The sequence below is a fragment of the Caenispirillum salinarum genome (assembly GCF_044803115.1).
In the GTDB taxonomy this organism is placed as follows: Bacteria; Pseudomonadota; Alphaproteobacteria; order Rhodospirillales; family Rhodospirillaceae; genus Caenispirillum; species Caenispirillum salinarum_A.
Window position 1 is genome coordinate 868,120 of sequence record NZ_CP085224.1, and the last position, 12,696, is coordinate 880,815.

Annotated in this window: 15 protein-coding genes; all 15 read right to left on the bottom strand. The window is 71.4% G+C overall.

Translation table 11 applies throughout. The features are described from left to right. Positions 1–56: 56 nt before the first annotated feature. The gene (locus tag LG334_RS04060) at positions 57–314 is read right to left on the bottom strand and encodes a hypothetical protein (protein WP_404383546.1); all 258 of its coding nucleotides are present in this window, start codon (positions 312–314) and stop codon (positions 57–59) included. A gap of 116 nt (positions 315–430) precedes the next feature. Continuing rightward, positions 431–940: a 3TM-type holin gene (locus LG334_RS04065; RefSeq protein WP_404383548.1), complete on the bottom strand. Its 510-nt coding sequence runs from the start codon at positions 938–940 to the stop codon at positions 431–433. A gap of 5 nt (positions 941–945) precedes the next feature. Next, complete coding sequence (locus LG334_RS04070) at positions 946–1,533, bottom strand: cell wall hydrolase (RefSeq protein ID WP_404383550.1); 588 nt, start codon at positions 1,531–1,533, stop codon at positions 946–948. Continuing rightward, complete coding sequence (locus tag LG334_RS04075; RefSeq protein ID WP_009542392.1) at positions 1,530–1,847, bottom strand: hypothetical protein; 318 nt, start codon at positions 1,845–1,847, stop codon at positions 1,530–1,532. Before LG334_RS04075 ends, LG334_RS04070 begins: the two co-directional genes overlap by 4 nt. A gap of 117 nt (positions 1,848–1,964) precedes the next feature. Further along, positions 1,965–3,554 (bottom strand): phage terminase large subunit, encoded by a 1,590-nt coding sequence (gene terL / locus LG334_RS04080; protein WP_404383552.1) that lies wholly within the window; start codon positions 3,552–3,554, stop codon positions 1,965–1,967. Then, positions 3,460–3,894 carry a hypothetical protein gene (locus tag LG334_RS04085; protein WP_404383554.1) on the bottom strand — a complete coding sequence of 145 codons (435 nt, stop codon included), beginning with the start codon at positions 3,892–3,894 and terminating at the stop codon, positions 3,460–3,462. Before LG334_RS04085 ends, terL begins: the two co-directional genes overlap by 95 nt. Beyond that, complete coding sequence (locus LG334_RS04090; protein WP_404383556.1) at positions 3,891–5,060, bottom strand: hypothetical protein; 1,170 nt, start codon at positions 5,058–5,060, stop codon at positions 3,891–3,893. The genes LG334_RS04085 and LG334_RS04090 overlap by 4 nt, the downstream gene beginning before the upstream one ends. Before the next feature lie 106 nt (positions 5,061–5,166). Then, the gene (locus tag LG334_RS04095; RefSeq protein ID WP_404383558.1) at positions 5,167–5,883 is read right to left on the bottom strand and encodes a class I SAM-dependent methyltransferase; all 717 of its coding nucleotides are present in this window, start codon (positions 5,881–5,883) and stop codon (positions 5,167–5,169) included. 81 nt (positions 5,884–5,964) lie between these two features. Next, entirely contained in the window at positions 5,965–6,945 is a 981-nt protein-coding gene (locus LG334_RS04100) for a phage tail fiber protein (protein ID WP_404383560.1), read from the bottom strand. 18 nt (positions 6,946–6,963) lie between these two features. After that, positions 6,964–7,935: a hypothetical protein gene (locus LG334_RS04105; protein WP_404383562.1), complete on the bottom strand. Its 972-nt coding sequence runs from the start codon at positions 7,933–7,935 to the stop codon at positions 6,964–6,966. Further along, positions 7,935–9,842 (bottom strand): hypothetical protein, encoded by a 1,908-nt coding sequence (locus tag LG334_RS04110; protein ID WP_404383564.1) that lies wholly within the window; start codon positions 9,840–9,842, stop codon positions 7,935–7,937. The genes LG334_RS04105 and LG334_RS04110 overlap by 1 nt, the downstream gene beginning before the upstream one ends. Further along, a complete protein-coding gene (locus tag LG334_RS04115) occupies positions 9,839–10,408 on the bottom strand; it encodes a hypothetical protein (RefSeq protein WP_404383566.1) in 570 nt (189 codons plus the stop codon). Before LG334_RS04115 ends, LG334_RS04110 begins: the two co-directional genes overlap by 4 nt. Positions 10,409–10,453: 45 nt before the next feature. Continuing rightward, the gene (locus LG334_RS04120; protein ID WP_404383568.1) at positions 10,454–11,383 is read right to left on the bottom strand and encodes a hypothetical protein; all 930 of its coding nucleotides are present in this window, start codon (positions 11,381–11,383) and stop codon (positions 10,454–10,456) included. Positions 11,384–11,469: 86 nt separating this feature from the next. Then, complete coding sequence (locus LG334_RS04125; RefSeq protein WP_404383570.1) at positions 11,470–11,712, bottom strand: hypothetical protein; 243 nt, start codon at positions 11,710–11,712, stop codon at positions 11,470–11,472. 55 nt (positions 11,713–11,767) lie between these two features. Next, complete coding sequence (locus tag LG334_RS04130; RefSeq protein WP_404383572.1) at positions 11,768–12,586, bottom strand: phage capsid protein; 819 nt, start codon at positions 12,584–12,586, stop codon at positions 11,768–11,770. Between the last annotated feature and the right edge of the window lie 110 nt (positions 12,587–12,696).

Sequence of the window (12,696 nt, forward strand, 5' to 3'; positions counted from 1 at the left end):
TCGCCACACCGGCTTGGTGTACTCCTGGTGGCTAAATCCGCACCAACGCAGCACCCTCAGGGCTGCGCCGAGTCGGAGCAGCGCGGGGTGGAGGGGGTGGCGCCCAGGCGCCCCGTGCACAGCTTCACCGAGCCGTCGTTGAACAACAGCCACACCCCGCTCATGTCGCCGGAGATGGCCCCGGCAGAGGCGATGGAGGTGGCGTAGGCGGTGGGCTTGAGCGGGTTCTGCTGGGCCAGCGGCGCCTGGGCGAGGGCGATGCCGATGAGGATGCCGGCCAGCGTGGGAAACAGGATGGTGACGGCGGTCTTCATGCGCGGGCCTCCGGGCGGCGGTGCAGTGCGGGAGTGACCATCAGACCATTCCCGCGCCGCCCGGTCAGGTGTGCAGCCGTCGTACCACCGGCGCACGAAACCCGCCGCCCATGGACTCAGGCGCCGGAGTCTCCCGGCGTCCCCAGGCGCTTGTCCTGGCTGCGCTTGACCACCGACACGCCCAGCACCGCCAGCGCCACGCCCCAGATGGGCGCGGTGTTGACCAGCGCGGAGATGACGCCCGGCGCCAGTTCGGGCTCGGCCACCACGGTGTAGGCGGCCGCGCCCATGGTCGCCACCCACGAGACGGCGACGGCATAGCCGAACGTCGGCCGCCAGCGCCGCACATAGGCGTCGCCGCTGGAGATCTCGGCGCGGAAGGTGCGGTTGATCTCGCGGATCTTGGTCTGCACCTCGCGGCTTTCGATCTCCATCATGCGCTCGGTATGATGATTGGCGGCGGCGATCTGCTCGGGCGTGATCTGACGGCCGCTGATGGCCTTCTCCACATCGCCGACGGCGGCGCTGGCGGCCTTGGCGACGGGGTTGTCGATGGCGTCCAGGCCCAGGCCCACCGCCTTCAGAAGAAGCGGCAGGCCGATCTGTGCCAGAAGGGCGGGCAGCATGGCGGTTACTCCACGTCGTTGTAGAAGAGGTGGCGGCCGATTTCCGCACACGGAATCAACCGCCACGCCCAGGGCGGATGGATGCCGCGGGCGTGGTAGTGGGTGGCGCCGCCGGTGGGGTCGGGCAGACGCCCGGCCAGCGCCCGGCGCGCGATGCGCAGGCATGCGGCGAAGGCGGCGTCGCGCGGGGTGACCTTCAGCAGCTTGTCGCGGTTGGGGTCGCCGTGGTTCCAGCACGAGAACTGCCAGGGCTTGTGACAGACCTCCACGACGCTGCCGCCCCACCAGTAGCCGCCGGGCCGCGCCAGCGAGCGGGCGACGCGGTTGAGCACGACGCAGGCGACGGCCTCCTTGCCGCGCACAGGCTCGCCGCGGGCCTCGCCCCAGAGGGTGCGGGCCAGCACGTCCACCGCTTCGTCCGAGGGCGGCGGTGTCGACGCGACGGAGGTCGGCGGCTTGGGTGGAGGAGGCGGAACGGGCGCGGGCGCGGGCGCGAGGACGGCGGCGACGGCGGGCGCCGGGGCGTCGTCCGTCTCGGCCATGGCGGCGAGCGCGGCGCAGGCGTTGTGCCAGCGGCTCTTGCGGCGGCTCATGGGCGGCCTCCCGCCACGCTCGCGGCCGTGGCCTGGACCTGCACGCCGTCGAGCTTCTTCTCGATGCGCTCCAGGTGGGTGGTCAGGCGCTTTTCGGTGTCGCGCAGATGGCCGAGGGAGGCATAGGACTGCGCCACCTCCAGCTTGTAGGCGGCAAGGCCCTCGCGCACCTGCGCGATGCCGCGCTCGAAGCAGCGGCGATTGTCCTCGGTGGCGGCATCGGCGTCGCGCCGGTTGCGCCAGACGAGCCAGAACAGCCCGCCCAGCGCCGGCAACTCGACGGCGCTGATCCACCACATGATGTCCATCACCATGGGGGTCTCCTGTGGGTTTTCGATTGGGTGCGCGCCAGTGGCTGGCCGCGGATGTGGATTCCTGCTTTCGCAGGAATGACGGTTGGTGGGGTGACGTCCTGCCGCTCTCCGGCCTCTCTAAAAACTGAACTCGCTCTCGGCCGTCCACCCGGCCCCGCCGGGGCGCCAGCCGCCGGGGCGGCGGGCGGTGGCGGCGGGGACGCGGGGCAGGCGGACGGGCTCCGCCGCCAGGCAGCCGGCGACGGCGTCCAGGCCGTCGTCGCGCCCGCCGGTGCCCGGCAGCCACTCGCGCATTTCGGCCACGAAGGGCGTCGTCCACACCGAGCGGTGCGCCGACAGGGCCCCGGCCGCCAGCACGGCGTCGAACGCCTCGATGATGCGCAGGTCCTTGTTGCGGCTGGAGGAAACCTCCACCACCGCACAGCGCAAGTTCGCGTCGGCGATGGCCTTGCGCAAAAGGCCCGGCAGAAACTTGCCGACGCCGTTGGTCTCCACGCGCACCGATGGCAGGTGATGCTCGCCCAGGAAGCGGGCGACGGCGGCGCACTGCTGGGTGGCCTCGTCCTCCTTGGCGGCGGCGTCGGTCTCCAGCCACTGGATGCGGTGGAGCCAGTACTGCCCGGCCTCGTCGGTGAAGACGCAGGCGATGACGCTGCCGTCGCCGCGCCCCGGCGCGCCGTAGGCCGGGTCCCAGAAGCACGACGCCGAGACCAGCGTGCGGCCCATGAGGGTCAGCGTGGCGACGCCGTTGCCTTCCAGGTACTCAAGCTCGCCGTCGTAGAGCCGCAGTCGGTCGGGGTCGAGCCGGCCGTCGGCGATGTTGACCGGCTTGAGCATCATCTGGCTGGCGAACTTGTTGGGCCCGGTGCGCCGGCGGATGCCGGCCACCTTGTCCGGCGGAAAGCGTTCGGGCCAGGCGCTGGCGCCGGCCTCGTCCAGCAGTGGGATTTCCAGGCGGTGGAAGCCGTCCAGGAAGGGCCGCGCCTCTCCGGCCTCGGTGCGGGGCTCGGCGGCATAGATGGTGTAGAAGGTGTGCGGCGTGCCGACGTAGAGCTGCATCCCGCCCGGCACCAGCACGTAGTCCAGTTCACCCAGGCGGGCGCGCAGGTCCGTGCGCTTGGGCGCGGTGTCGCAGGTGTTGGGCACCTCCACGTCGTCGCACACGATGACGTCGGCGCGTGAGCCGGTAATGTTGCCGCCCATGCCGCGCGCCAGCATGGACGGATCTCGCAGCTCGCCGGGGCGGTTGACGGTGAACTGGTCCGACGCCCAGCTGTCGCGCCGCCTGGGCTTGAGGCCGCGCGTCAGCGGGTGGCGCTCGATGATGCGCTTGACGTTGCGCACCATCTTTTTCGCCAGCGCGTGATCGGCGGCCAGCACCATGATGCGCAGGTCGGGCCAGCGCCACAGCAGCCAGGCGCAGAACAGGCCGACGACGGTCGACTTGCCGGAATTACGGAAAGCCATGAGCAGGCATTCGCGCTGGTGCGTCGTCCAGCGCTCGGCCAGCCAGCGGGCCATGCGGACCTGGTGGCGGGGCGTCGACAGGCCGGTGGCGCGGTTCCAGATCCAGGCGAATTCCGGGAAGTCCAGCGGCCCGGCAACGGTCAGGTCAGGGGTCTTCGGCGCCCGTTTCGTCGGGGTCGTCTTGGTCGCCTCCTGCGTCGTCGTCTTCAAAGGGGTCGGGGCGGGCGGTCGGGTGGTCATGGGGATCGCTGTCCTCGCTCAGGGCGGCGCGAGCCTCGGCGATGAGGCGGGCCAGGTCGTCGGCCTCGGGGTCCGGGGCGGTGGCGGCAGGCTCGGGCGGGGCCGCCCAGCGCAGCAGCTTGACCGCCGCCTCAACGTGGGCGAGCGCCGCCTTGCAGGCCGCATGATGGGCGGCGAAGCCCTTGGCGTCGTCGGGCGGGGCCTGTGCGGCGAAGGCCTCGTAATCGGCCACCGCCGCCGCCGCCCGGGCCGGCAGCCGAACCGCCAGCACGGCCTTCAGTCCGTCCAGGTCGCGGGGTGCGGCGGCGGTGGAGGTGGAGGTGGACGCGGGCGCGCTCATTGCGTCGCCTCGATCAGATCGGCGTCCGGCAGCCGGCGGGGATAGTGGAGCAGCAATCCGACGTGGCCGCAGAAGTCCCGTCCGGCGTTCTCGCGCCGCTGATGGCCGAGGGCCAGGGCGACGCCGGTCTCCGCCGCGATGGCCGAAACCGAGCCGCCGCCGGTCAGCGCGGTGCGCGTCAGGCTGCCGTTCATCACGGCCGTGGGATCGCTCTCCCCGGCGGTCCATCCCAGGGCGATACGGTGCCACCCGGCGCTCCAGGCGCCTGTCGCGCCGCCGCCCGCGCCGTATCCTGCCGAGGTGCCGAAGGCCCAGCCGGTGCGGTCGCCCTGGTCGGGCTCGCGCTTGAGTTCCAGCAGCGCGTCGGTGGCGGCGGAACTGTCGCCCACCGACACCAGCGTCTGGCGGGCGGCGTCGGCGGGCAGGTCGGCGGCCAGCGGGCGACAGTGGACGATCAGCGCCCCCTCGGCGGCATTCCAGAAGTCCGACAGGTCGCGCACGGTCAACCGGTCGGGCGCGCGGGAGACGGCGCCGGCCCCGGTGGCGATGCGGCTGGTGGCCTGCGGGCCGTCCTCCAGTTGGGCGAAATCGACGACCACCGAATCGCCCGTCGCCGACAGCCGGATGCCGACGGAGGGGTCGGCGGCGGCGGTGGCGAGCGTCACGCGGGTAAAGCGGCCGGCGCGCAGCAGGCTGGTCACGGCGGTCCAGGAGGCACCGCCGTCGACGGTGATGGAAACCGCCCCGGTCACCGTCAGCGGCAGGATGTCGACGCTGAAGGTGCGCTCGGCGGCGAACAGGGACAGGGCCTGGGTCACGGTGGCGTTGGCGGCGTCGGCACGAAGGCGGCACCCGCTGCCCTCGATGCCGTCGGCACCGGCGCGGTCCTTCACGGCGGTCAGGCCGGTGCGCGCCCAGCCGCCGGCACCCATGTCCCGGCCGTGGGGCAGGTGGTTGGTGGCGAAGGGCTCGACCAGCCAGCCCTGGTAGGCGCCGGTTTCGCGGTCGAAGTCGTCGCGCAGGACGTCGTTGCCGACCTCCTCCACCAGGCCGGTGGCGGTGACGCGGGTGGCGGGCGAGTCGCGCACCACCTCCAGGCGCGGCGGAGCGAGCCCGGGGCGGGCGGCCAGCACCAGCCCCGGATAGTGTCGGGGAAGCAGGGTCATGTCTCGGGTCCTTTGCTGGAATGCGGACGCGAAAAAGGCCGCGCCCCCGAGGGGACGCGGCCTTTTTGCGAGCACGTTGGTTCGGGCCTGGGCCCGGCGATGTCTTTTACTTCTCGGGCACCCGCAGGGTCAGCAGCTTGACCACGTCGCCGATGAGGAAGCGGCTGTCGATGGTCTCCAGCCCGACCTCCTGCGCGTAGCGTTCGTAGCCGGCGGTGTAGCGGGCCGAGAAGGCGAAGTTCAGCCACGGCGTCATGACGCGGCTCCAGGCCTTCACCAGCGGCTTCTTGCTCTGGGTGTAGTCCAGGATGCGGATTTCCGCGCCCGGCTTGCAGATGCGGGTCATCTCGGCCAGGGCGGCGCGCTGCACTTCTTCAGGGATGACGCAGAACACATAGGTCGCGGCGGCGGCGTCGAAGGTGTCGTCGGCGAAGCCGGTGGCCGTCAGGTCGGTTTCGCGGAACTCCACCGGCCGGCCCAGGCGCTGCGCACGGCGCTCGGCGCGGGCCAGCATTCCGGGGCTGAGGTCGGCGGCCAGCACGGCGGCGTCGGCCGGATAATAGGGGATGTTGCAGCCCGTGCCGGCGCCGGCGTCCAGCACCCGTCCCGACAGGCCGGCGAAGGCGTGCTCGCGCAGGCGGCCCTTCCACGAGCGTTCGTAGATGGCGTCCAGCAGGTCGTAGACCGGCGCGATCCGCTCGTACTTGCGCAGACTCTCCCGCGTGGCCTCCGCCGGTGCAACAGGACCGGAGGGGGTGGCGTCGGCCGAGGTAAGGGGCTGGTCGGTCTGGCTGACGGGGGTCTCGATGGGGCGGTCGAACACGCGCGGGCTCCTTCGCCGGTCGGTTGCGGGGCGGGCTGCCTTCGGTTGTGAACGCACAGCGCGGTATCGCGGTTGAGCGCCTCACGCGCTGCCGACGGCGGCCCAGTTGGGCAGAACCTGCCACGGCTCGGTGCCGACGACAACCATTGCCTCGGCCCGCGCGGCGGCGGCTTCGGTGCGCAGCCGGTCCACCAGGGCGGCGTCTGCGGCGGCGCGAGCCCCGGTCTCCGCGGCCTTCGCCACCGCGGCCATGCCCGACACGGCCAGCCGGTTCACCTCGGCGATCCACAGCGATGTCATCGTGTCGTCACCGCCCGTCCGGCTGACGGCCGCGTCGGCGGCGGCCTCGGCGGCGGAACCGGCGGCGGCGGTTTCCGAGGCCGCGGCGGCGGCGGCGGATGCGGCGGCCGCCGTCTGGCTGTCCTGCGCCATGATCGCCGCCTCCTGGGCGTCGACGGTGGACAGCAACAACGGCTCGGTCACGGCCTCGGCGATGGCCGCCCGTTCGTCCGCCCGCTGGGCGGCGGCCTCGGCGGCGGCCGCGTCGGCGGCGACGGCGCTTTGCACCGCCGTGAAGTCGGCGGGATCGTTGGTCAGGCCGGTGCCGTCGGCGTTCCACCCGATCGGCTTGCCGGGCTCCACGTTCGGCAGTTCCAGGTTCGCCTGCGTGGGATCGGTGGGGGACAGGCGCAGGCAGCGCGAAATGTCCACCGCCAACTGCTGGAGCACGGCCGTCTGGTAGTCCAACTCGTCGTTGACCACCTTGGCCCGGAAGGCGCCGCCTTCCTGAAAGTCGGTGACGCGCTGCACCGTCAGGCGGCGGCGCAGGGTGACCAGCGTGCCGGCGGCCGGGGCGGCGGTGAAGGCGACCGTGCCGCCGCCGTCCTCGCCGATGCCGGTCACGGCGAAGCCGCTGGTGGTGATCGTCTCGCCCAGATAGACCTCCAGGTCGGCGGCGTCGAAGATGGGGAAGGGATAGGTGAAATCGGCCAGCGTGCCGTCCGCCACGTACTGCACGCGCGGACGCAGGTCGCCGATGGTGATGTGTTGCGATGCCGTCATGGCGGGTGTCCTTCGGGCCTAGAAACGCCGCGCCAGCCCGCTGATGGTGCGGCTGACGACGGGCTGGAAGAAGCTCATGGGGTCGGGCCGGCGCACCGTCAGGTCGGCCAGCCGGCCTTCGGTCTGCAGCGCGCTTCGGCGCACCTGCAGCCAGGCGTCGGCCACCATGCGGTTGGCGGCGTTCCTGGCGCGATAGACGGCCAGTTCGTTGTCGGAGACGGCGCGCGAGCGGTCCAGTTGGGCCGCCTCCGCCAGGTCGCCGAGCGACAGCGTGGCGCGCCGGCGCATCTGGCTGAGGTCCAGAAGGTTCTGCTGGCGCGTGCTCTCAACCGACCGCCACAACGAGGCGATGTCGCGCGCGCGCTGGCCGGCCTGCTCGGCGGCGGCGTCGCTGGCGGCCTGTCCGGTGCGGCCGGCGGCTGCGTCGCGCGCCGCCTTCTCCTGCGCCATGCCCGAGAGCACGGCAGTGGCCGAGGTGGAGGCCGCCAGGCCCGAGGCGCCGAAGCGGGCCCGCGCGGCGGCCTGCGCCTTTTTCAGGTCCTGGGCCCGCAGGCGAGCGGCCTCGGCGCGGGCCTCGGCGGCCTTGCGCTGCTCGATGTCGGCCTGTTGCTGCTCGCTTTCCAGGCGGCGCTGCGCGGCCTCCGCCTCGGCGCGGGCCTGGGCCTCGGCCAGTTCGGCCTCGCGTTCGGCGTTGGTCAGCGTGAAATCGTTCCAGCGCTTCGCGGCGGCGCGCTGGGCGCCGGTCTCCAGGTCCAGGAATGCCAGCCGGCGTTCGGCTTCGGCCTTGGCGTCGGCGACCATGCCGTCGGCCTCGTGGCGGACGTTGGCATAGGACTCCTGGTCCAGGGCGTGAAGCTGGCGCAGGCGCCCAGCATCCTGTGCCGCCGCGGCCGCGCGCTGCTGATAGCCGGCGCGGGCGTTGGCGTAGTCGAGGGCGGCGGGCAGCAGCGACGTGCCGACGCCCACCACGGCGTTGGTGAAACCACCCATCAGTCGGTGACCTTCATTTCGGTTGCAACGGAAAGGATCGTGCAGGGCAGCGGCGTGTCCTGGACGACGCGCCACACGGGCTCCAGGGCCTGGCGCCGCCAGCCGACGGCGCGGACCGAGACGTCGCCGGACATCGCCGGCGGCGGGCTGTCGAGCACGCCCGACGGCCCCAGCCGCTTGAGCGGTGCCGGCGCCGGGCCGCGTCCGGTGTCCACCGCCAGCGCCTGGGTGTCGAGCACCCGGAAGCTGGCGCGGATCAGGCGCAGGGCGCGGCTCTGGCGTACGCCGCCCTGGCCCACCGAGACGGGCGGCAGCGGCGCGATCTCGTGCGTGAACGGCAGGCCGACCCGGATTTCCGAGACGGCATAGGGCAGATCGACGGCGCCGCCCGACACGCTGGCCGGCGGCAGTTCCGCCCCGTCGCCCAGGATCTTCACGGTGCGCCCCTCCAGGTGGTCGAGGCCGCTCCAGTGGGTCTTGGGCGCGGCGGCGGTGCCCGACAGGGCGGCGTCCATGGCGTGGGCGTCGTCGAAGGCTTCCACCGACCAGGCGCCGGCCCGCTCGACGCAGGTGTAGACCGTCTCTCCCACCACCGCGACGGCGTGGAAGGCGCCGTCGGTCTCGTTCCGGGTCCAGCCGGTGACCTGCTCGGCGCGGTAGTTGGTGACGGTCGCCAGCGAGCCGTCGGACATCACCAGGTGAATGAGCCGGCGGGTGGCGTCGTAGTCCATGTCGGACGGGTCCACCATCAGGTGCCGGGCCAGCATCGCCAGGTCGGCGGCCTGGTAGGCCTGTTCGGCATCCGTGAACAGGAACTCGCGCAGCTCCTTGCCGGCCGCGCCGATGAACAGCGTCGCCCCGTCCACGTCGCGCGGTGGAATGGCGCGGGTGGGCGGCATGCCGACACGGGTCTGGCGGTGGACGGCGATGCTGGTCGGCGTGATCGGGCTGCCGGTCACCGTCCATTCCGCGCCCGTGGTGAAGACCTGCAAGGTGCGGCCCGAGAACACCGTGCGGATGGCGTTCACCTGGTCGGACAGGATGGCGAAATCCACCGATTCGTCGTCCAGCCCGCTGCCGGGATCGAAGGTGAAGTAGGCGGACGTCTTGGACATCCACACGCGGTTGGGCAGGTCGCGCGAGCCGCCGATGACCAGCCGGTCCTGGTGGAACGTCACGCTGACCGGCCAGCCGCGCGCCGCCGAGAACGCCATCTCCGTCCAGTCCTTGGTGGAGTCGGTCGACGCCAGCGTCTCGTGACAGGTGGCGGTGGCGGTGCGGGCGTCGGTGACGGCGGTGATTTCCACCTCCTTGCCGTCGATGCGCAGGCGCGCGCCGACGTGCTCGGCCACGAACACGTCCTCGTCCACCGTCAGCGTCACGCTGCCCGACGTGCCCGAGGGCGTGATGCGCGAGAACGTGGTGGCGAACTTGTGGTGGGGCTGGTAGCGGCGGTTCTGGACGTCGTACCAGTACCACGGCGCGATCACCCACCGCGTGTGGCTGGTGCGCGTAATGGTCTGGGGCTCGCAGTCCGGGTGGACGACCAACAGCGTGTCGGCCGACTGCGTCCAGTTCAGGTTGGGCAGCATGACCTCGGTCCACGGCGTGTCCAGCACGGCGATGCGGGCGTCGTCCTTGTAGACGGCCATCTTCAGGTGCGTGAACACCAGCAGGTAGACCTGTTCAGTGTTGAACTCGAAGGCCAGCAGCCGGGCCTTGCCCTCGATGCCGTCCACCCAGCGCAAGCCCGGCCGGCGGCTGACGCCGCCCGTCGGGTGGATGACCACGTTGCGCAGGCGGCTGGCGCCGTTCTCGTAGGCGCGCAGATCGCCGCGCCCATACAGGCGGGGCGACAACTCGCCGGCGGAGAAGTTGGTCTTGGTCTGGATCACCATGCCGCTCATCGCCGGGCCTCGATCAGGCTGAAGTCCTCGATGGCGGCGGGCGTGTCCTCCTGCGCGTCGATCAGGCGGGCGCGGCGGATTTCCTCTTCCGCCAGCTTGTGCAGAAGCTCCGCCCGGCTGGTGCTTTCGGTCAGCGGCAGGCAGAACTCGGCCGCCAGCCGCATGATGAGCGCCTGGTCGAAGAAGGCGGGGAAGGCTTCCTCGTCGGGGCGGAAGACGTAGGTCAGCGTCACGGCGGAGGCGCCGGCGTGCAGGCGGCGTTCGTGAATGCGATAACGCAGGCCCCGCCCGCTGCTTCCCGCCCCCGCCGACAGGGCCCGCAGGAAGCCCGGCGGAAGCTGAAAGGCGTTGGCGAAGTCGGCGGCGGGCACGGCGGCCAGGCGCGGCAGGGCGCTTTGCGCGGTGGCGAAGTTCCACGGGTGCGACGACAGCATGGCATCGCGCAGGGACGGGTAGAGGTTCGCGGCGACCTCGGCCTCGGCGGTGCCTTCGTCGAAGGAGGCGATGCCGGTGGCGCCGATCTTCAGCAGGGCGCGCGAACACAGGGCGATGGCGGTCAGCGCCATGGCGTGGGTCTCCTCATGAAGCGTCGGCGGGCGGCGCGGCGCCGATCAGCGCGTCAGCAGTTGCAGGTCCGCGTCGGGCAGGCGGCGCGGGAAATAGGCTCCGTGGCGGAAGTGGCCGTAGAGGCATTCGCTGGCGCCGATGTTGACGCCGCAAAGCAGGTGGGTGACGGCGGGCAGCGCAGCCGGCGCTGCCGTGCCGACGATGCTGCCGGCGACGCAGAAGCTCACCTCGCCCGGCGCATAGGCGACCGCCATGCGCACCGGCGCGTCGGCCTCTGCGGCGGTCGACGCTGTGATCTCGGCTTCGACGACGGAGGCGGTCTTGACCATGACGCTGGGGCGGCGCGCGCCGTCGAACCGCAGGGACAGTCGGTTGTCCTGGTCGCTGCTCAACTCCAGAGCCGTGAGGGCGTGCGACAGGCCGAACGTCGAGGCCTCGACATACAGCGTCCCTTCATCGGGTCGCATGGCGATGTCGGCGATGCTGCCGTACAGGCCGTCGTAGTCCCGCCGCCCGCTGGCCGAAGCGGTGGGGACGACGCTGCTGGCGAAGGTCCCGAGTTCCAACTGAAAGGCGTCCGGCGTGCCGGTGACGGTGACCGTCACGCTGCCGCCGCCGGTGGTGACGGTCAGCGGCGCGCCGTCGCCGGCCGAGCCGCTGGCGGCTCCGGACAGCGTGGCCGATCCCGTGCCGTGGACGGACAGGGTATAGGTGCCGGCATCCAGCGTGACGGTCTGGCTGGCCGGGGCGAGGCTGTTGAGCAGCAGGTTGTCGCGCCGGCCCTCCAGCAGCAAGCCGCGATAGGCGCCGCCGTCGCGTTCGAAATCGTGGCGCAACGTGTTGCTGGCGACGCTGACCCGCGCGCCGGTGGCGTCGATGCGCGTCGACTCGCCTTCCCGCGTGAAGGGCGGAAAGCTGATCGTCGCCCCGGGGCGGGCCAGAAGGTTGAAGGTGGGGAAGATGTCGATGGTCATGGGTCGCTCTCGGAATCGCTGGTGGCGCGCTCGGCATCCGCAGCCCCCGCACCGCCGGCGGCGATGGGCGGGGGCTGCGGCACCGGTCAGACGGCGGCGGTGGTGACCGTGCCGCCCGAGACGTCGCTGACGCGCGACAGCGCGGTGGCCGGAGCCGTGCCCGTGTCGGTGGTCAGGATCATCAGGTCGCCGGTGTTGATCATGTCGGCGGCGGGGTTGAAGTACCCCGCACCGGTCACCGTCGCCGCGGCGTCGGCGCTGGCGTAGTGCCACAGGGTGAAGCCGTTGGCGTAGGCCAGGACCGACAGGTCCTTGCTCTGGAAGGCCATCGTTCAGAACTCCTATTTGTTTATGAAATGTTCCTTCAATCCCGTCGGGCGGGGATCAGGATTCCAGGCAGCGCAGCGACACGACGCCCGAGGGGTCGATCAGCTTGGCGCCCTGGCTCATCATGTTGTTGACGAAGTGGGAGGCGCGGTCGCCGTGCCACGAGACGTCGGTCACGACCTCGGAGCCGATGGCGTGGCCGACGGCGGTCTTGTGGTACCAGTAGCAGAAGCGCACGCCGCTGGAGAGCGTCAGGCCCGAGTGCGGCATCCACAGCGTCCCCAGCCACTTCTTGGCCTGGGTGCCCTTCCACGGCAGGTCGTCCTCGCCGACATAATCGGCGTTGGAGAATTCGGGGATGGCCAGCAGCTCGGACCACTGCTTCCACCCCACCACGGCGTGGCGGTCGCCGTCGTCGGGCACGTCGGCCTCGCCCAGCATCTCGAAGGCGGCCAGCACCTTGTCCTTGGTCAGGCCGGTGGTGCCGTCCTGGGCGTAGTTGGTGGAGGCGTCGAACTCGTTGATGATGAGTTCGTCGGTCTTGCGGCCCAGCGCGTAGGCCCCGGCCTTCACCAGCACCTGGCGCTCGTCGATGTTGGTCTTCAGCTCGTCCAGCCGGTCGACCCAGTCGCCGGCGTAGTAGTCGTAGAGCTGGCATTCGACCGGCGTGTGGTCGAGGTTCATCACCGGCACCTTGCCGTGCCGCGCCTTGGTGGACGCCGTGCCCTTGCCCACCTTCTGGAAGACGGTGGAGGAACCCTTGACGTCATTCTTGGTGCGAACCGTGTTGCGCAGCTTGCTTCCCATCTGCTGGAACGCCAGGTGCACGTCGGCCTGGAAGTGCTTCACGAACGACTTGTCGATCTGAACGGACATGATTGGTCGGTCCTTCGGTTGTGGTGTCTGGGTGTCTTGGGGTGGGGCGCTGGCGTGGTGCGGGAATAGCCACCAAGACACCAAGAACACCAGGAGACCGTGCCGGGTCG